Source organism: Hydrogenophaga sp., assembly GCF_041913525.1.
Lineage (GTDB): Bacteria > Pseudomonadota > Gammaproteobacteria > Burkholderiales > Burkholderiaceae_C > Hydrogenophaga.
This window is the reverse complement of record NZ_JAYSFD010000006.1, coordinates 40,183-59,598: the sequence shown is the minus strand read 5'-3', so window position 1 is coordinate 59,598 and position 19,416 is coordinate 40,183. Positions and strand designations below refer to the sequence as shown.

At 65.2% G+C, this 19,416-nt stretch carries 16 protein-coding genes and 1 tRNA gene; 8 read left to right on the top strand and 9 right to left on the bottom strand.

From position 1 onward, the window contains the following. Positions 1 to 4: 4 nt before the first annotated feature. Positions 5 to 952 (bottom strand): hydroxymethylbilane synthase, encoded by a 948-nt coding sequence (gene hemC, locus ACE3RQ_RS09410; protein WP_374521710.1) that lies wholly within the window; start codon positions 950 to 952, stop codon positions 5 to 7. A gap of 163 nt (positions 953 to 1,115) precedes the next feature. On the opposite strand from hemC, the gene ppc reads away from it, so the two are divergent. From ppc to ACE3RQ_RS09375, 7 genes are all read left to right on the top strand, one after another. Next, positions 1,116 to 3,911, top strand: coding sequence for a phosphoenolpyruvate carboxylase (gene ppc, locus ACE3RQ_RS09405; RefSeq protein WP_374521709.1), 2,796 nt, complete (start codon positions 1,116 to 1,118; stop codon positions 3,909 to 3,911). Positions 3,912 to 3,973: 62 nt separating this feature from the next. Beyond that, the gene (locus ACE3RQ_RS09400; protein WP_374521708.1) at positions 3,974 to 4,828 is read left to right on the top strand and encodes a 3',5'-nucleoside bisphosphate phosphatase; all 855 of its coding nucleotides are present in this window, start codon (positions 3,974 to 3,976) and stop codon (positions 4,826 to 4,828) included. Beyond that, complete coding sequence (locus ACE3RQ_RS09395; protein WP_374521707.1) at positions 4,828 to 5,736, top strand: DMT family transporter; 909 nt, start codon at positions 4,828 to 4,830, stop codon at positions 5,734 to 5,736. The genes ACE3RQ_RS09400 and ACE3RQ_RS09395 overlap by 1 nt, the downstream gene beginning before the upstream one ends. Positions 5,737 to 5,746: 10 nt before the next feature. After that, a complete protein-coding gene (locus ACE3RQ_RS09390; protein ID WP_374521706.1) occupies positions 5,747 to 6,379 on the top strand; it encodes an L-threonylcarbamoyladenylate synthase in 633 nt (210 codons plus the stop codon). Between the two features lie 42 nt (positions 6,380 to 6,421). Further along, positions 6,422 to 7,090, top strand: a complete 669-nt coding sequence (locus ACE3RQ_RS09385) for a site-2 protease family protein (protein ID WP_374521705.1) — start codon at positions 6,422 to 6,424, stop codon at positions 7,088 to 7,090. A gap of 11 nt (positions 7,091 to 7,101) precedes the next feature. Next, positions 7,102 to 8,397 carry a tryptophan--tRNA ligase gene (locus tag ACE3RQ_RS09380; RefSeq protein WP_374521704.1) on the top strand — a complete coding sequence of 432 codons (1,296 nt, stop codon included), beginning with the start codon at positions 7,102 to 7,104 and terminating at the stop codon, positions 8,395 to 8,397. 155 nt (positions 8,398 to 8,552) lie between these two features. Next, a complete protein-coding gene (locus tag ACE3RQ_RS09375; RefSeq protein WP_374521703.1) occupies positions 8,553 to 9,146 on the top strand; it encodes a LuxR C-terminal-related transcriptional regulator in 594 nt (197 codons plus the stop codon). Between the two features lie 10 nt (positions 9,147 to 9,156). On the opposite strand, the gene ACE3RQ_RS09370 is transcribed toward ACE3RQ_RS09375, so the two are convergent. Beyond that, positions 9,157 to 10,596: a sensor histidine kinase gene (locus tag ACE3RQ_RS09370; RefSeq protein WP_374521702.1), complete on the bottom strand. Its 1,440-nt coding sequence runs from the start codon at positions 10,594 to 10,596 to the stop codon at positions 9,157 to 9,159. Positions 10,597 to 10,711: 115 nt separating this feature from the next. Between ACE3RQ_RS09370 and ACE3RQ_RS09365 the strand changes: the two genes are divergently transcribed. Continuing rightward, a tRNA-Ser gene (locus ACE3RQ_RS09365) sits at positions 10,712 to 10,803 on the top strand. A gap of 179 nt (positions 10,804 to 10,982) precedes the next feature. Here ACE3RQ_RS09365 and ACE3RQ_RS09360 read toward each other — a convergent pair. From ACE3RQ_RS09360 to ACE3RQ_RS09330, 7 genes are all read right to left on the bottom strand, one after another. Further along, positions 10,983 to 12,674, bottom strand: a complete 1,692-nt coding sequence (locus ACE3RQ_RS09360) for a HipA domain-containing protein (protein ID WP_374521701.1) — start codon at positions 12,672 to 12,674, stop codon at positions 10,983 to 10,985. A gap of 281 nt (positions 12,675 to 12,955) precedes the next feature. Next, positions 12,956 to 14,077, bottom strand: a complete 1,122-nt coding sequence (locus ACE3RQ_RS09355) for a CaiB/BaiF CoA transferase family protein (protein ID WP_374521700.1) — start codon at positions 14,075 to 14,077, stop codon at positions 12,956 to 12,958. Between the two features lie 12 nt (positions 14,078 to 14,089). Further along, complete coding sequence (locus tag ACE3RQ_RS09350; RefSeq protein ID WP_374521699.1) at positions 14,090 to 14,896, bottom strand: enoyl-CoA hydratase/isomerase family protein; 807 nt, start codon at positions 14,894 to 14,896, stop codon at positions 14,090 to 14,092. A 78-nt stretch (positions 14,897 to 14,974) separates the two neighbouring features. Continuing rightward, entirely contained in the window at positions 14,975 to 15,676 is a 702-nt protein-coding gene (locus tag ACE3RQ_RS09345) for an SDR family oxidoreductase (RefSeq protein WP_374521698.1), read from the bottom strand. Next, the gene (locus ACE3RQ_RS09340) at positions 15,669 to 17,378 is read right to left on the bottom strand and encodes a long-chain-fatty-acid--CoA ligase (RefSeq protein ID WP_374521697.1); all 1,710 of its coding nucleotides are present in this window, start codon (positions 17,376 to 17,378) and stop codon (positions 15,669 to 15,671) included. The genes ACE3RQ_RS09345 and ACE3RQ_RS09340 overlap by 8 nt, the downstream gene beginning before the upstream one ends. A gap of 33 nt (positions 17,379 to 17,411) precedes the next feature. Then, entirely contained in the window at positions 17,412 to 18,572 is a 1,161-nt protein-coding gene (locus ACE3RQ_RS09335) for an acyl-CoA dehydrogenase family protein (RefSeq protein ID WP_374521696.1), read from the bottom strand. Positions 18,573 to 18,585: 13 nt separating this feature from the next. Then, positions 18,586 to 19,410 (bottom strand): SDR family NAD(P)-dependent oxidoreductase, encoded by an 825-nt coding sequence (locus ACE3RQ_RS09330; protein WP_374521695.1) that lies wholly within the window; start codon positions 19,408 to 19,410, stop codon positions 18,586 to 18,588. Between the last annotated feature and the right edge of the window lie 6 nt (positions 19,411 to 19,416).

Genomic DNA, 19,416 nt, shown 5'->3' with positions numbered 1-19,416 from the left:
GTGCTCACGCGGTGGGGCCGCCGGCCCCGGCGGCCATCAGCGCCTCGGCCACGGTCTGGCCCAGGGCTTCGGCCTCGGTGAGCGACTGCACCCGCGCGGCGGCTTCACGCTGAATGAGCGGCTTCTGGCCGTCGGGGTCGCCCCAGGCGCCTCGCAAGTGCAGGGCTCCCTCGGCGTTCCAGTCGGCGTAGGCGGCCAGGGGCACCGAGCAACTGCCCCCCAAGGCGCGCGACACCTGGCGCTCGGCCGCCACGCGCCACCAAGTGGGCTGGTGCACCAGAGGGGCCAGGGCGTCGATCAGGTCTTGCCGGTCGGCGCGAATCTCAATGCCCAGGGCGCCTTGGCCTGCAGCGGGCAGGGAAGCCTCGGGCTCGAAGATGGCGCGCACTCGCTCGCCCAGGCCCAGGCGCTTGAGGCCGGCAGCGGCCAGCACGATGGCGTGGTAGCCGCCCTCATCGAGCTTGCGCAGGCGGGTGTCAAGGTTGCCGCGCAGGGGCTCGATGCGCACGTCAGTGCGGCCCAGGGCGTCAAGCGAGGCGCGCAGCAACACGCTGCGGCGCAGGCTGGAGGTGCCCACCACCGCATTGGGCGGCAGGTCGGCCAAGCCGGCGCAGTGGGGCGACACCCAGGCGTCGCGCGGGTCTTCGCGCTCCATCACGCAGGCCAGCGCAAAGCCGGGCGGCAGTTCCATGGGCACGTCTTTGAGGGAGTGCACCGCGATGTCGGCCCGGCCGTCTTCCAGCGCCAGTTCCAGCTCTTTCACAAACAGGCCTTTGCCCCCCACCTTGGACAGGCTGCGGTCCAGGATCTGGTCGCCCAGGGTGGTCATGCCCAGCAAGGTCACCCGGTGCCCCAGCGCTTCCAGGCGGGCCTTCACGTGCTCTGCCTGCCAGAGGGCCAGGCGGCTTTCACGGGTGGCGATGGTGATGGACAGGGGCGTGTTGGAGCTCATGAATGACAAGGAATTTCGGGGCGCGGACTCGGCCGGCCACCAGGGCCGGCCCACCGGCGGCGACGCTGCCCAAGGCAAGCGATCGGGCGGCCCGGAGGCCAGACGGGAGGGGGTCGGGCGATGCTAGCATGCGCGCCACTCCCCACCACCCCAAGCCTTCGCCATGAGCCGATCCGCCACGCGCCGCGCCAGCCAAGACCACCGACTCGACAAAGACCGGCCCTTGATCGAAGACATCCGCCTGCTCGGTCGCATCCTGGGCGACGTGATCCGCGAACAAGAGGGTGACGCCGGCTTTGAGCTGATCGAGCGCATCCGACAGTTGTCGGTGGCCTTTCGCCGCGACAAGGACGCCCAGGCCGACAAGGCCCTGAAGAAGCTGCTCAAGGGCCTGAGCGCCGACCAGACGGTCAGCGTGATTCGCGCCTTCACTTACTTCAGTCACCTGGCCAACCTGGCCGAAGACCGGCACCACATTCGCCGCCGCGCGGTGCACGAGCGCGCCGGTGAGCGCCAGCAGGGCAGCCTGGCGGTGAGCCTGGAGCGGCTGCGCAAGGCCGGCATATCGCCACGCGAGGTGGCGCACACGCTGGCACAGGCCCACCTGTCGCCGGTGCTCACCGCTCACCCCACCGAGGTGCAGCGCAAAAGCATTCTGGACGCCGAACGGGCCATTGCGCGGCTGCTGACCCAGCGCGACCAGGCCAGCCCGCTGGAGCAAGCCGACATTGAGGTGGAGTTGCGCGCCCGCGTCACCCAGCTCTGGCAGACCCGCCTGCTGCGCTTCACCAAGCTCACCGTGGCCGACGAGATCGAAAACTCGCTGAGCTATTACGAAACCACCTTCCTGCAGCAGATTCCGCGCTTGTATCGCGAACTGGAAACCGGCCTGGGCGAACCGGTGGCGCCCTTCCTGCGCATGGGCCAATGGATCGGCGGAGACCGCGACGGCAACCCCAACGTGACGGCCGACACCCTGACCCTGGCGCTCAAGCGCCAGGCCGAAATGGCGCTGCGCCACCTGCTCACCGAGGTGCACCTGCTGGGCGGCGAGCTGTCGATCTCGGCCCGGCGCGCGCAAGTGAGCCCGGCCATGCAAGCCCTGGCCGAGCGCTCGCCTGACACGAATGAGCACCGCCAGGACGAGCCCTACCGGCGCGCGCTCACCGGCATTTACGCCCGCCTGGCCGCCACGCTGCAGACCCTCACGGGCACCGAAGCCGCGCGCCACGCCGTGGCCCCGCAAGACCCTTACGCCAGCAGCGCCGACTTTCTGGCCGATCTGCGCACCATCGAGGCCTCGCTGCGCGAGCACCACGGCCAGGCGCTGGTCTCGATGCGCCTGCAGCCGCTGATCCGGGCGGTGGAGGTGTTTGGCTTTCACCTGGCCACCATTGACCTGCGCCAAAGCTCCGACCAGCACGAACTGGCCGTGGCCGAGCTGTTCGCCACCGCCCGCATCGAGCCGCGTTACAGCGAGCTGGACGAGAGCGCCAAGCGCGCCCTGCTGCTGCAGGCGCTGAACGACGCCCGCCCGCTGCGCGTGCTTGAGGCGCCCTATTCGGCCCACACCTTGAGCGAGCTGCGCATCTTCGAGACCGCCCGCTGGGGCCGCGAGCGCTTCGGCGCGCAAGCCATTCGCCACGCCATCATCAGCCACACCGAAACCGTGAGCGACCTGCTGGAGGTGCTGCTGCTGCAGAAAGAGGCTGGCCTGATGCACGGGCTGCTGGCCGAGGACGCGCGGGCCGACCTGATCGTGGTGCCGCTGTTCGAAACCATCGACGACCTGCGCAACGCCGCCACCATCCTGGGCGACTACTACGCCCTGCCCGGCGTGCGGGCCATGGTGCAACGGGGCCAGGGCCTGGGCTATCACGAGCAGGACGTGATGCTGGGCTACTCCGACAGCAACAAGGACGGTGGCATCTTCACCAGCAACTGGGAGCTGTACCGCGCCGAAATGGCCCTGGTGGCCCTGTTCGACCGCCTCAACCAGGGCGAAGACGTGCCCATTCGCCTGCGCATGTTCCACGGCCGTGGGGGCACCGTGGGCCGAGGCGGCGGCCCGAGCTACCAGGCCATCCTGGCGCAGCCCCCGGGCACGGTGCGCGGCCAGATTCGCCTGACCGAGCAGGGCGAGGTGATCGGCTCGAAGTACGCCAACCCGGAAATCGGCCGGCGCAACCTGGAAACGCTGGTGGCGGCCACGCTGGAGGCCACGCTGCTGCAGCCCACGCGAGAGGCCTCGCCGGTGTTCCTGAAGGCGGCCGATGAACTGTCGCGCCACAGCATGGCGGCCTACCGCCGGCTGGTGTACGAAACCCCGCGCTTTGCCGACTATTTCTTCTCGGCCACGCCCATTCGCGAAATCGCCGAACTCAACATCGGCTCGCGCCCGGCCTCGCGCAAGGCCACCCAGCGCATCGAAGACCTGCGCGCCATTCCCTGGGGCTTCAGCTGGGGGCAGTGCCGCCTGACCCTGCCGGGCTGGTATGGCTTCGGGTCGGCGGTGGAGGCCTTCGTGGCCGGCGACGAGAAACGGGCGGCGCTGCTCAAGCGCATGTTCCGACAGTGGCCTTTCTTTGCAACGCTGCTGTCCAACATGGACATGGTGCTGGCCAAGAGCGACCTGGCCCTGGCCTCGCTCTACGCCGAGCTGGTGGACGACCGCAAGCTGCGCCGGCAGGTGTTCGGCGCGATTGAGGCCGAGTGGCACCGCACGGTGCGGGCACTGGCCCTGGTCACCGGCAATGAAGACCGCCTGGCGGGCAACACCGCCCTGCAGCGCTCGATCCGACACCGTTTCCCCTACATCGACCCGCTGCACCACCTGCAGGTGGAACTGATCCGCCGTTGGCGCTCGGGCGACCCGGCCGCCCCGGACAGCGAGCGGCTCAAGCGCGGCATTCACCTGGCCATCAACGGCATCGCCGCCGGCCTGCGCAACACCGGCTGACAACCGCCAGATACGGTACCCGGCTCGGCACAGGAAAAAAGCCCGCGTCCTACAATGGGCCGGTGAACATCCTGACCAACGCCGACCTGCACTGCCACTCCGTCGTCTCAGACGGCACGCTCACGCCCGAGGCCCTGGCGCAACGCGCCAAGGCCAATGGCGTGGAGCTTTGGTCGCTCACCGACCACGACGAAATGGGCGGCCAGCACCGGGCGATGGCCGCGGCCAAGGCAGAAGGCCTGCGTTACCTCACGGGGGCCGAGATATCGGTGTCCTTCGCCGGCCAGACGGTGCACATCGTCGGCCTGGGCATGGACCCCGACGACCAGGCCCTGGCCGACGGCCTGCGCGCCACGCGTGGCGGGCGCGAGCAACGGGCGCGCGAAATGGCCGATGACCTGGCGCGCGTGGGCATTCAGGGCGCCTTCGAGGGCGCACTGAAATACGTGGGCAACCCTGACCTCATCTCGCGCTCGCACTTTGCGCGCTACCTGGTGGAGATTGGCGCCTGCAAAGACATTCCCGAGGTGTTTCGCAAGTACCTCACCGAAGGCAAGCCTGGGTTCATTCCGCACCGCTGGGCGTCTCTGGGTGACGCGGTGCGCTGGATCACCGGCGCCGGTGGCGTGGCGGTGGTGGCCCACCCGGGGCGCTACCCCTTCTCGGCCACCGAGGAATACGCGCTGTTCACCGAGTTCAAGCAACACGGCGGGCAAGGCGTGGAGGTGGTGACCGGCGCCCACAACGCCTCGGACGTGATCAAGTACACCGCGCTGTGCCAGGAACTGGGCCTGGTGGCCTCGCGCGGCAGCGATTTCCACAGCCCGGATGAAAGCCACACCGACCTGGGCCGCCTGCCCAACCTGCCCGGACAACTTACCCCCGTGTGGGAGCTGCTGAGCGGGCGCATTCACTGATGACCGCCGGCCAGCCGACCTCGCGCACCAGCACCCTGGTCGGCATCGGGGCGATCGTCACGGCCACGGCCTGTTTTGCCATGCTGGACACCACGGTGAAGGTGGTGGGCGCCGCGATTCCGGTCCTCATGGCGCTGTGGTTCCGCTACGCCATTCAGGCCGTGCTGGTGACAGCAGTGATGCTGCCGCTCAAGGGTCGATCGCTGCTGCGCACGGCCCACCCCCGCTACCAGTTGCTGCGCGGCTGCCTGTTGCTGGCGGTGAGCGTGTTGTCCTTCACCAGCGTGCAGCTCATGCCAGTGGGCGAGTTCACCGCCATCGTCATGATCACGCCGCTGGCCGTCACGCTGCTGGCCGTGCTGTGGCTGGGCGAGCGCATCGAGCCCCGACGCTGGCTGTTGGTGTTCGGCGGTTTTGCGGGTGCCCTGATGGTGGTGCGCCCCGGCGGTGGCGTGGTGGGCTGGGCCAGCCTGCTGCCCTTGCTGATGGTGTTCATCTACGCCTGGTTCCAGATTCTCACCAGCCGCCTCACGCAAACCGAAGACCCCTGGACCGTGCACTTCTACACCGGCTGGGTGGGGGCGCTGGGCGCCTCAGCCGTGCTGCCCTTTGCCTGGACAACCATCCCCGACATCGCCACCTTCCTGCAACTGATGTTCATTGGCCTGATGGGCGCCATCGGCCATTTCCTGCTGATCCTGGCCTACGCCCGCGCGCCGGCCTCCACGCTCACGCCCTATCTCTACGGGCAGATCGCGTTTGCCATGCTGTGCGGCTGGGTGGTGTTCGGTCACGTGCCGGGCACGCTGGAGCTGGCCGGCATCGCCCTGATCGTGGGCTGCGGGGCCAGCGCCAGTGTCTGGGCCTCGCGCGAACGCCACCTGCCCGTTGACCCACCCGAAGCCTAAGGCAAGCCCCATGTCCCAACTGTTCACGCTGCACCCCCAGAACCCGCAAGTGCGCCTGCTCAAGCAGGCGGTGCAACTGCTCAAAGGCGGCGGCGTGCTGGCGGTGCCCACCGATTCGAGCTACGCCCTGGTGTGCCAGATCGACGACAAGGCCGCGGCGGACCGCCTGCGCCGCATCCGCCAGGTGGACGACAAGCACCACCTCACGCTGCTGTGCCGCGACCTGAGCGAACTCTCCAGCTACGCCCGGGTGGACAACCGCCAGTACCGCCTGCTCAAGCTGGCCACGCCCGGGCCGTACACCTTCATCCTGGAAGCCAGCAAAGAGGTGCCCCGGCGGGTGAGCCACCCCTCGCGCAAGACCATCGGCCTGCGCGTGCCCGAGCACCGGGTGTTGCAAGCCCTGCTGGAAGAACTGGGCGGGCCGTTGCTGGCCACCACGCTCATCCTGCCCGACGGCGAGGCGCTGAACGATGCCGAGGACATCCGCGCCCGGCTTGAGAATGAACTGGCGGGCATCGTGGACGCGGGCGCCTGCGCGCTGGAGCCGACCACCGTCATCGACCTCACCCCCATGGGCACCGGAGGCGAGCCCGATGTGCTGCGCGAGGGACGTGGCGCCCTGGCGCCATTGGGCCTCTGATTCCTTGCCTCACCGACAATACGCGTTTGCCCGCTCACGCCCATGGACCTTGCCCAGATCATCCAGACCGTAACGCTGTACGCCATTCCCGTGCTGCTCGCCATCACCCTGCACGAGGCGGCGCACGGTTACGTGGCCAAGCACTACGGTGACCCCACGGCCTACCTGCTCGGGCGCGTGACGCTCAACCCGGCCAAGCACATCGACCCCCTGGGCACCATCGCCATGCCCTTGCTGCTGTACTTCGCCACGGCAGGCAACTTTCTGTTCGGCTATGCCAAGCCGGTGCCGGTGAACTTCGGCCGCCTTCGCAACCCCAAGCGCGACATGATCTGGGTGGCCCTGGCCGGGCCAGGCGCCAACTTCGTGCAAGCGGTGGCCTGGACGCTGGGCCTGTACCTGCTGCTGGCACTTGGCGTGGACGAGCGCTTCTGGCTGGACATGTGCCGCGCCGGTGTCAGCGTGAACCTGGTGATGTTCGCCTTCAACCTGTTTCCGCTGCCCCCGCTGGACGGGGGCCGCATTCTGGTCGGCCTGCTGCCCTGGCGCCAGGCCTCCTGGCTCGCCCGCGTGGAGCCTTGGGGCTTTTTCATCGTCATGGCGCTGGTCATCTCCGGCATCGTCGGCGCCCTGTGGCTGCGGCCCCTGATGGGCCTGACCGGCGCCCTGATTGACCTGTTGCTCACCCCCCTGCGTTTGCTGCTTTTCTGATTTCTCCCGCCATGAAACCTGTGCGCGTCCTCACCGGCATCACCACCTCCGGCACCCCCCACCTGGGCAACTATGTGGGCGCCATTCGCCCCACCGTGCGGGCCAGCCGCCTCGCGGATGTGGAGAGCTTTTACTTCCTGGCCGACTACCACGCCCTCATCAAGACGGGCGACCCGGCGCGGGTGCAGCGCTCCACGCTGGAGATCGCCGCGACCTGGCTGGCCTGCGGCCTTGACCCGGAGAAGGTCACCTTCTACCGCCAGTCGGACATCCCCGAGATTCCCGAGCTGATGTGGATGCTGACCTGCATCACCGGCAAAGGCCTGCTCAACCGCGCCCACGCCTACAAGGCCGCCGTGGACAAGAACGCCGCCGCGGGCGTGGACGCCGACGACGGCGTCACCGCCGGCCTGTTCATGTACCCGGTGCTGATGGCCGCCGACATCCTGATGTTCAACGCCCACCAGGTGCCAGTGGGTCGTGACCAGATTCAGCACATCGAGATGGCACGCGACATGGCGTCAAGTTTCAACCACCTCTACGGCGAGCACTTCACGCTGCCCGAGGCCGCCATCGAAGAGCACGTGGCCACCCTGCCCGGCCTGGACGGCCGCAAGATGAGCAAGAGCTACGACAACACCATTCCCCTGTTCGTGCCGCGCGAGCAGTTGCGCAAGCTCATCATGGGCATCGTCACCGACTCGCGCGCGCCGGGCGAGCCCAAGACCACCGAGGGCTCGGCCCTGTTCCAGCTTTACCAAGCCTTCGCCAGCACCGAGGAAACGCAGGCCCTGGCCAAGGCCTACGCCGAGGGCATTGCCTGGGGCGACGCCAAGCAGATGCTGTTCGAGCGCCTGGACCGCGAAATTGCCCCCATGCGCGAGGTCTACGACCAGCTCATGAAAGACCCCGGCCACATCGAGAAGACCTTGAAGGCAGGTGCGGAGAAAGCGCGCGCCATCGCCACCCCATTCACCACGCGCCTGCGCCACGCCGTCGGTCTGCGCCCGCTGAACCTGGGTGCCGAGGCGAAGGCCGTGGTCAAGCCGCAAAAGAGCGCGCTGCCCAGCTTCAAGCAGTACCGCGAGGCCGATGGCCAGTTCCACTTCAAGGTGCTCGACGCCAAGGGCAAACTGCTGGTCCAGAGCCAAGGCTACGCCGCACCGCGTGAGGCAGCCCGGGACATCGCGCGCCTGCAAAACGAGGGTCTTACTGCTGTGGCGTCGCTGGGCCGTCAACTGGAACTGCACGCCGACATCGACGAGCTTGGGGTGGCTCTTGACGCGTGGCGCCAGTTTCAGCAGTGAATAGGCGAAAATAGATGGTTCGCGATCAAATCGAACACGATTGACGCCAAACTCCGCACGGAAAGTATCCCTTTTGCCGGTCTTTGCTTATCGCCAAGACGTCACAATGGGGCTATCCTGCTAGTTCGCAACTTTTAATACCAGCGCGTTCAGACATGAGTATTTTTGTTATTGACGATCACCCGCTCATGCGCGAGGCCGTGGTCATGCTGCTGCGCAGACTGCGTGCCTCGACGCAAGTCGTGGAACTCGAACGCCTGGCATCCGTGAGCAAGGCCATTGCCGAACACGGCGAGCCCGAACTGGTTTGCCTTGACCTCAAGCTGCCGGACACCAACGGTGTGTCGGGCGTGCGCGAAATCCGGCAGATGCTGCCCGACACCTCGCTCATCGTGCTGTCGGCCTCACCCGCCTCCGACTACGAAGACCTGGCGCGCGAAGCCGGTGCCGATGCCTACGTGGAGAAATCGGCCGGTGCCGCGCAAATCGCCAAGGTGCTGCGCGAGTTCCTGGCCGACGAGGTGGAAGACGAAAACGCCCCCACCATTCCCGAGAAGCTGTCCAAGCGCCAGAAACAGTTGCTGGTGATGCTGGACCGCGGTCTGTCCAACCGCGACATCGCCGAGCGCCTGCAGATCAGCGAGCACACGGTGAAGGTGCACCTGTGGCGCCTGTTCCGCCGCCTCAATGTGAAGAGCCGTTCCCAGGCCAGCCACCTGGCGCGCACCGCCGGTCTGCTGGAGCCCTGACCGCCGTTTATCAAGAAGCCGTTTGCGCCGCGTCGGTCACTGGCTGGCGCTCATCGGCGTCGGGCTCTTGCTGGGTGAAGGCGGGCAACATCACCCGGAACACACTGCCCCGGTTGGCCTCGGAATTCAGCGACAGCTGGTAGCCCATGAGCGAGGTCAGCTTGGACACGATGGTCAGGCCCAGGCCCAGGCTGTCCTCAGTGCCCTGGTGCTGCGACACCCGGAAAAACTCTTGAAAGATGGCCTGCTGGTGCTCACGGGCGATGCCAACGCCTGTGTCCCACACCTCCAGCACCAGCATGTCCTCGCGCCGACGCAGCCCAACCAGCACACCGCCGCGCTGGGTGTGGCGCAAGGCGTTGGACACCAGGTTGCCCAGAATGCGGCGCAGCACCACCGGGTCTGACCAGATCACCGTGTGCTTGGCGTGGGTGCGAAAACGAAGCGACTTGGCCTGCGCCACCGGCTCGAACTGAAGGCGAAGGTCGCGAAACACCTCCACCACGTCCACGTGCTGCAGCCGCACCTTGTAGTTGCCGGCGTCGATTCGCGTGAGGTCGAACAGCGAATCGAACAGCTCGTTGATGGCACGGGTGGACTGCAAGATGCGCGGCGCGATGTCGCGGGCCATTTCTGGCTCGGTGGCCAACCAGTCGGCATAGAGGCTCAGGGCGTGCACCGGCTGGCGCAGGTCGTGCGCGGCAGAGGCCAGAAACCGGTTCTTGGTCGCCACCGCCCGCAGCGAGGCACGGGTCTGCAAGGTGAGGGAGTCGATCAGCTCCTGGTTGGAGAACTGCAACTCGAAGCTGGAGTGGTGCACGTGGTTCAGTCGGTTACCGGCCACGCGCATCAGGAACCAGAACACCAGCGTTAACACTTCCAGAACGAGCGTGGCCTGCACGGCACCCGGGTTGTCGAGGTGGCCCGATGCGGCCACCAGAAGGCCGACCATCACCGCCAGCGTCAACGAGTTGGCGTAGGCGCGGTACACAGGGAGATAGGCGCTGAATGCCGTGAGGTTGAGCAACCCCTGCCCCAGGATGACCAGCGCGCACACGAATTGTGTGAGCAGGCTGGCCTCAAGGTAGGCGAGACCAGCTGAGCCACCCCACAACAAAGCCACAGCAGCCCACGTCCACTGGTAGCGACGCAGAAAAGCCATGCGATGCGGCCCCTCCACGCTATCAAACTGCAGGCGATACAGGCCGATCAATCGGTACCGGAGCACCAGCATGAAGACCACGAGGAGTACCCAGATTCCGAGTGCCAGGCTGTTCACCTCGCCAGCCATGAGGTAGACCAGCACCGGCAACGTCAGGGCCCCGGCCAGTAGCGAAGGCCCGAGGTTGTCCATCATGACGCCGATCAGCTGGGAGTTCACCCAGTGCTCGCGCACTTCAGGCGATGCGGGCATGTGCTGGTAGGTGGCGGGCTGGGTGTCGACGAGCATGGGGTGGTTCGACGCTTCGGTCGGTCATTGTCGCATCGGCTTGTTGCGAATGGTCATCGGCGGTGACACGTCGAAAGCGGGCTTTTGAAGATGCTAGAATCCCGGACTTCGACACGGAGAGATGGCAGAGTGGTCGAATGCACCGGATTCGAAATCCGGCGTACAGTTTTTGCTGTACCGAGGGTTCGAATCCCTCTCTCTCCGCCAACGAGTCTGAAGCCCCTGCATCGCAGGGGCTTTTTTGTTGTTCGAACGCTAGGCGTGGCGCGGGGTTGCGGCCGATGGCGTCCAGTCTCTAATTTCTCCGAAATACAGCTAGCAGCTCCCTTACCCTGCTTTGGCGCCGGTTTCTCTCTACCCGGCGCTTTTGTCGATACAGGTAGTGGCTAAAGTACGCTAAGGTCAACATGGCGTTGGTACGGTGAGGTCGAACTCTGGCACATCCTCAGCAGGCGCGCGCCATCGATCAGCGAGCCATGTATCGCCGGCTCAAGCCGCTCGATGTCCCGCGCGTTTATGTGAACAAAGAACTGCGAGGCCACCGTCCTCCAGCGCCCGAGACTGTTCAGTTGCCGACTCAGGTACCACCGAGCCTGGTCAGGGCCAAGTCCGAACTCCCCCGCCCTCTCCATGAGGTCCTTCAGAGTAAGCCGAAGGCCCTGACTCGCCGGCGCCTCATCTTTGGGCTCGAAAGCCGGATAAAGGCGCAAGCCGTACGCGGGCGCAAGACGCCAACGCCCATGACCGGCATAAAGGAACCCGATTTTTCGCAAAACGTCTCCCGGCTGCCAGATCAGCCGCATGAAAACGAGACGCTGCCATAGCTGACTAGCGTCACCAGAAAAGTCCCTGCAATGCACGCGCATCGCTTGTAGCAGGTCGAGGGGCCCGACGTCATCACGCCCCTGGGCCACGAGCAGGCTGCGCGCGGACAGGAACGGACGGCGCTCACCCACCTCAGTACGGTCAAAGCGCTCGCCAACGAGAATAGGCCGCAGCACCGGGTTGAGCAGCCTGACCCGGACTGCGTCAATCCCCGCCGCTGCCGCCAAATGCATCGCCAGCACCTCGGCTCGATTGAGCGACAAGCCCTCCAAACCGCTGTCGAACTTCGCCATCGAGAGCTGGCCGTTACCGTCAATCCATGTGCTCTTGAGACGCGCGCCGCCAAGAGCGGTCGCGCAGTACAAAAGCAAGAGGAGCTGGCGTTGGTCTTCTTCCCCTATCTCAAATGCGCGTGTTGCAGCCTCGATCTGACTTAGTGCCCCCTCGCAGGGAAGCATCAACGCATCCATCAACCTGTCAGTCGGCACCTCCCGGTGCGGAACCACTCGAAGTGCACCAAGGCGGGCAACATCCAAAACGGCGCACAGATCGTCGAAACAGCTTGGCACCTCCCCTGAACCCCGAAACACGTCAAGCAGTCCGACTTCGGCAGCTCGGCGAACTACGCGGCCGCCGAAACCACTGGGAGTTGCATCAACCAGCGCCGCGTATTTGTTGCGCCATTCGCACTTGGTGAGCCAGATCCGCTGACTAGCCTTGATCTCCCGGCCTCTCGGCGAGGTTGAAACGATGCATCCATGCGTAGACCAAGCATCCCCGGGCAGGAACTCGATAAGCCGGGCCTTGGCTACGGATCTCAACCGCACCTCCCCCATGGGGATCGCTTGTACGCCCAGCAGCACACTGAAATGTTTGGCCAAGCGGGGACCACAAGAACTCTTTGGCAACAAGATTCGAGTTTCCGGCGCCAGATCAAGGTTGATCTTTGCTCGTGCTTCGTCACCTGATGCCTTAGTACCCCAAGGGGCCACCTCAGAAGAGTACGACACGAAATGCCGCTCAAGAAGTCGAGCGAACTCACGAAGGAGGCCGAGCAGAACGGCTGCGTGCATCAATGTTTTCAAGGCAACGCCAGGGTCGCCCCTCTCGATGCGTTGAATAGTGCTCACCGACACAGCAAGTTGGCCGGCCAAGTCGCGGCGCGCCCAACCGCGTTGGCGTCGGACCTGGCAGAGACCCTGACCCAGGCGACAGCGGGCTCGCGTGGCGGCTGCAGTTTTCAAGCGTGACATAAGAGGACTCCTCAATGACATGAAGACTCCTATTCTTTTGTCACGACCGCTTGGTCAGACGCCTACAGCCCAAAAGCTTTCCACAGCGCGGCTCGGGCACGGATCCGGACTTTCGGCGCACCCAACCCGCACGTTCAGCGCGCCGAACGACGTTTATGCAGCGACACTGGTCGTTCGATAGCTGATGCTGAACGGCCGCTGCTACCAATTTAGCGTTCATTGGGTGTCTCGTACTGCATGCCAAGTCCCGTCGACCTGCCGATCACCAATTAATTCTGCGTTCAGGGACTGGCCCAAGCTTCAAGAGCCGCATCAAGCGAAACTGGTTGCGTTGGCGCAGTGCACTGTATGCTGGAGCGCGTTCGAGAGAACCTCGGCGCGGGGGCGGGGTGCGGAACACCGTCCAGAACTTGGGTGGTTCCACGCGCGATCATGTGCCCGTGCTTTCGCGCTTCTCCCAAAGACAGGACAGGGGCAAAACAAGCGTCGGTACCTTCAAGCAGCGAGGTCCAGTAAGCCTGTGGCTGCTTGAGAAAAAGCTTTGCTATTTCCGCATGCAAGGCGGGCCAATGCGCACGATCATGTTGAGCATCGCGCCAAGACGGATTGAGACCGGTCAGCTCGCAGAACTTCGCAAAAAAGGCCGGCTCGATCGACCCAAGGCTGATGTACCGTGCGTCTGCGGTCTGGTACACAGCGTAGTACGGTGCGCCGCCGTCCAGGACATTGTTTCCCCGCCGCTCACTCAGGATTCCCCGCTGCTCGTGGGACACCAACAGGCTCAGCAGTGACGCCACGCCGTCCACGATGGCCGCATCGACGACCTGACCTACTCCGGAGCGACCTGCTTCATGCAGGGCTGCGAGCACGCCGGCCACAAGGTACAGAGCCCCCCCACCGTAGTCACCCACCAGATTCAATGGGGGCACAGGTGCACCATGGGCGGGGCCAATCGCATCCAGGGCTCCGGTGATGGCGATGTAGTTCAAATCGTGCCCCGCAGCTTGGGCCAAGGGACCGGACTGCCCCCAGCCGGTCATGCGCCCGTATACCAGCCGCTTGTTTCGCGAGAGCGCGGCGTCGGGACCAAGGCCCAAACGTTCCATCACACCAGGACGAAAGCCTTCGATCAGGATATCGGCGCCCTCGATCAACTGGAGAACGCGGTCCCGGTCTTGTGGATTCTTCAGGTCCGCGAGCACCAGCGTCCGGCCCCGTCCGGTGATGTCATCTGGCCCCGACGGGCGCCGTGAGGGCCGGTCGATTGTCACGACTTCGGCACCCATGTCGGACAGCATCATGCAGGCGAAAGGGGCGGGGCCAAGCCCTGCAAACTCGATGACGCGAAGACCGGCCAGTGGACCGCTGCGAGTTGCCCTCGTGGCAGTCGATGGGGTGATCATTTTCAGGAACCCTCAGCGACCGGTGAATCTCGGCGCCCGCTTCTCCTTGAACGCTGTGGCCGCTTCCAGCTTGTCTTCGGTGGCGAGCAGCAGAGCGAACAAGTCCTTCTCCAGCCGCATGCCCGTTGCCAGATCCAGAGTCGATCCCACGCGGGTCGCTTCCTTCACCGCCGCTGCAGCAGCCGGTGGCTTCTGCGCAATGCGCTGTGCCAGCGCCACGGCCTCGGCGCGCACGTCAGCACTGGTTGCGACTACGCGGTTCACGATCCCGATGCGCAGCGCTTCCTCTGCGCCGATTCGATCCCCCAGCAGCATCAGTTCAAGCGCGCGGCCCAGTCCCACCAATCGAGGCAGGCGCTGCGTACCGCCCGCACCGGGCATCAGTCCCAGGTTGATTTCCGGCAAGGCCAGCAGTGTGTCCTGGGCCGCAACTCGCAAATCGCAGGCCAATGCGATCTCCATGCCACCACCGAGGCAGTGGCCGTGCAGTGCAGCGATGGTGGGTTTGCTGAATCGGTCGAGGGCCGATGTGAAGCCGGCTTGCAAAAGGCGTTTGCGCGCACGCAGACTGGTTTCAGGTTCAGTGAAGCCTTTGATGTCGGCGCCCGCGCAAAAACCGCGAGGACCAGCACCCGCCATGACGACGACGCGCACATCCGGATCGTCATCGAGCGCCTGCAGAACCTGAGGCAATGCGATCTTCATCGCTGCGTTGATCGCGTTGATGGCCTCGGGCCGGTTCAGCACGACGACCGCCACATGGCCATCCCGCTCGACAACGACCGGGTTCTCTGGGGTTTCAACGGTTTCCGTATTCATGGGTGTGCCTGGGTTCACCGCCGCCGTCGTGGCGGGCGGGGCGTGGTGTTCAAACGGGTGGGGAAATCAGCGAGACGTTCAGACAGCGGCCACGCCAACTGTCATGCCGCCACACACGTACAGCGTTTGCCCGGTGACAAAGCCGCTGTCGGCGCCGAGGAAAAAGTCGACCGCCGCCGCAACGTCGGCTGGCTCGCCCAGCCGCTTGACGGGGACCGACTCGATGATGGCGCGGGTCCGCGCGGACTCAGCGGGGTTGACGCGGTCGAACAGTTCGGTGCGGATCGGACCGGGTCCGATGGCATTGACCGTGATGCCTTCAGCGCCCAGCTCCAGGGCCCAGACGCGCGTCATGCCCAGCAGGCCGGCCTTGCTCGCGGCGTAAGCCGTGCGCAATTCTTTGCCCAAGGCGGCCCGGGAAGACATGTTGACGATGCGTCCAAATCCCGCCTGCTGCATGCCGGGTCTCAGGGCCTGCACGCATTGCAGCGCGCACCGCAGATTCACCGCCATCACGCGATCGAACTCTTCTAGCGTCTGCAGCTCCAGCGGATTCGGGCACACGACCCCAACGTTGTTGACCAGTCGCGTGATCGGTCCGTTGGCAAGGGCTTTCTGCAAGGCCTGCGCCGTGGCCGCCGCATCGCTCAGATCAGCGCGTATATCGGCATCCGCCGCCGTGTCGATGACGACGGTCTCCCAACCACGCTCGGCGCACCGCCGCACCACCGCTGCGCCGATGCCGGCAGCTCCGCCGGTAATGAGGACACGTTCACGCATGGGAATCCTTTGACACAGGGTCTGTTGTCGGGTTGAGCTCCATCTGAATTTCGCGCCACGCGATCTTCCCGGTGCTGGACCTGGGGAGCGCGGAACGGAACTCCACGATTCGGGGCACCTTGTAGGCGGCCAGGCGCTCGCGGCACCAGGCGATGAAGTCCTCGGCCGTTAGCTCAGCGCCCGCCCTGAGCGCAATCACGGCGCGCACAGACTCGCCCTGACGTGCATCAGGAGCGGCAACGACACAGGCTTCCTGGATCGCCGGGTGCTCATGCAGCGTGCACTCCAGCTCCGCCGGCCATACCTTGTAGCCGCTGACATTGATCATGCGTTTGAGGCGATCGCTCATGAAGAGGTACCCATCGGCGTCGATGCGAGCCAGGTCGCCCGTGCGCAGGTAGCGCCGTCCCTCGATCACGCGGAATGCCTCGGCATTGGCCGCTTCGTTGCGCCAGTAGCCTTGCATCACCTGGTTGCCGGACACCAGTAGTTCGCCCACCTCGCCCGCCGCAACTTCGCTCTGTGTTTCCGGGTCCACGATACGGACGTCCACACCGAAGCTGGGAATGCCCAGGCATTGAGGTTTGGTGCGGTGCATCGGGTTGCAGAGAAGGAAGGCGGCGGTTTCCGTCATGCCGTAACCCTCGATGTAGTCGATCTGAAAGCGGGTGCGCAGGATCGTGGAGACGGCCTCTGGCATGGCCGCACCACCGCCGGCCAGCACCGAGAGGCTCGACAGATCGCGCGTTTGCGCCTCAGGGTGTGCAAAAAAATCGCTCAGCATGGCCGGCGGCGCAGCCCACACGCTGACACGGTAGCGCTCAATCAGACGCACCGCGTTGCCGGCATGCCAGCGAGGCAGCAGCACCACGGTGGCGGCGGACGCCAGCGGAATCAGCATCGCATTCTGCAGGCCCAAGAGGTGAAACAAGGGCGCCGCGCCCAGCACCACCGATTCGGCATGCAGGTTCCGCCACAACACGGACGCGGTTGTTGCCGCCTGTACGCTGCGGTGGGTGTGCATGCAGCCCTTGGCACGGCCTGTGGTGCCCGACGTGTACGGCAGCAGACACAGCTCGTTGGGTTGGGTAGTCCTGTGTTCGACCGGTAACGACGCCGCGATCACGTCCGACCAACGTGCCAGTCGCTCGTCGCTCAACACAGCAGCCGGCGCCTCCATCCCTTGCGGTAACACCAGGTCGGTGTCGGCGGCCATGGCCTCGGAGTAGACATGCACCACCCCGTGCCTCAAACGCCTGTCGTCAAACGCCGGCTGCATGGCAGGCAGCATGTCCTGCGCGACCAGGGCCACCTCGGCCCCGCTGTCGTTCAGGTAGTGCTCCAGCTCGGTGGCTGTGCACATCGGATTGATGGGCACCACCACTGCGCCACAGCGCAGGATGGCAAGAAACGCGGCGACGAACTGGGGGCAGTTTTGGCTCATCAGCAGCACCCGGTCGCCAGCTTGCACTTGAGCCACCTGTTGAAGGTGTCCGGCCACGGCATCCACCTGGGCCGACAGTTGAGCGTAGGTCCACTCCCGATCCATGAAGATCAGGGCCGGCTTGTTCGGGTAACGCTCTGCAGCGACCGACAAACAATGGTCGATGGGTGTCTCGGGCACATGGATGCGGTGCGGCAGCCCACGTGGCCAGGCGGCAAACCACGGCTTGTTTGCGGTAAGAGGGTTGAGTTCAGTCATGGATCCCGCCTGTGAGACCTGGGCGTGACGCATTCATGCTTCAAGGCCGCGAGCGATGATTTCCTTCATCACTTCATTGGCCCCGCCATAGATGCGTCCCACGCGCACGTCGGCGTACATGCGTGCAATGGGGAACTCGCGCATGTAGCCATAGCCACCATGCAACTGCAGGCATTCATCCACCACCTTGCACAAGGTGTCGGTGGTCCACCACTTGGCCATGGCCGCGGTCGGCACATCCAGTTCGCCTCGCTGGAGACGGGCGATGCAGTCGTCGACGAAGCTGCGTGCCACTGTGGCCTGGGTCTGGCATTCCGCCAGCTTGAAGCGCGTGTTCTGCAGGGACATCAGTGGCGCGCCAAACACCTGGCGTTGGGTCACGTAGCCCAGCGTCTCGTCCACGGCGCGCTGCATCGTGGTCGCCGTGCCCACTGCGATCAGCAGCCGCTCGCGCGGCAACTGCTGCATCAGTTGCGAGAATCCGCGACCTTCTTCCCCGCCCAGCAGGTTGGCCACTGGCACGCGCACGTCGTCGAAGAACAGCTCCACCGTGTCCTGGCCATGCTGGCCCAGCTTGTCGAGCAGGCGGCCGCGACGAAAGCCCGGTAGGTCCCTCGTTTCCATCACCAGCAACGACACGCCGCGCGCTCGCGCCGTGGGATCGGTCTTGACCGCGACGATGATCAAGTCGGCATGCCAGCCGTTGGTGATGAAGGTCTTGGCCCCCCGCACCACGTAATGGTCGCCGTCGCGAACGGCGCTGGTCTGGATGCGCTGCAGGTCCGTTCCCGCGCCGGGCTCGGTCATGGCTATGGCCCCGACCATCTCGCCACTCACCATCGCTGGCAGCCAGCGCTGCTTCTGTTCCTCGCTGGCATAAGACAGCAGATAGTGCGCGACAACGCCGCTGTGCACGTTCAGGCTGAAACTGTTCACCAGTGCACGGTGCTGCTCCTCGCAGACCACGACCTGGTGCAGAACGCTTCCGCCTGCGCCGCCGTAGGCCTCAGGTACATCCGGGCACAGCAGGCCCAGTTCGCCGGCCCGGCGCCAAATGGCACGGTCGGGCCGCTTCTGCGTTGCCCAGGCATCCTGGTTCGGCACGCACTCGGTCTCGAAAAAGCGCCGCGCGTTGTCGCGAAGCAATGAAAGGTCACTGTCCATCCAGGGACGGGCGGGAGAGTTGATGGTCATGACAATCGGTGTTTCAGGGCCGGCCACCGCCGCAGACCAGGACCTGGCCGCTGACGTAGTCCGACTCGGGAATGCAAAAGAGGTAGACCGCTCCGGCGGCTTCTTGAGGTGTGCCGGCTCGGCCCAAAGGTATGAGGGCCTCGGCGTTTTTCAGTATTTGCGGGTTCACACCGACCTTGATGCGGCGGCCATCAATGTCGATGCTGGCGTCGGCGTTCGCATCGGCTTCTGTTAACCTCGTCGAAATCAGACCAAAAGCCACGCTGTTGACGTTGACCTTGTAGCGGCCCCATTCCTTGGCCATGGCGCGGGTGAGACCGTTGATCCCGGCCTTGGCGGCGGAGTAGTTCGCCTGTCCGGCGTTGCCGTACACGCCTGAGGTCGATGAGACATTCACGACCTTCCGGAACACGGGCGCGCCAGCTTCTGCCTCGTGTCGCGCGGCGCTGCGGATGTAGTTGGCAGCGGCCCTGAGGATGCGAAAAGGTGCCGTCAGGTGCACCGCCAGCATCTCTTCCCACTGCTCGTCGCTCATCTTCTGGATCACGTTGTCCCAGGTGTACCCGGCGTTGTTGACGATGATGTCGATGCGACCGAATTCGGCCAGAGCGGTGTCGACGAAACGTTGCCCGAAGTCGGACTGGGTGACACTGCCCACGCAGGCCACGGCCCGGCCGCCGGCCGCCGCGATCGCCCGCACCGTGTCATGCGCCGGGCCTTCGTCGAGGTCGTTGACAACGACACTGGCGCCTTCAAGTGCGAGCTTGCAGGCGATCTCTCGGCCGATGCCGCGACCCGATCCGGAGACCAGCGCAACCTTGTTCTTTAGCTTTTGCATAAGACC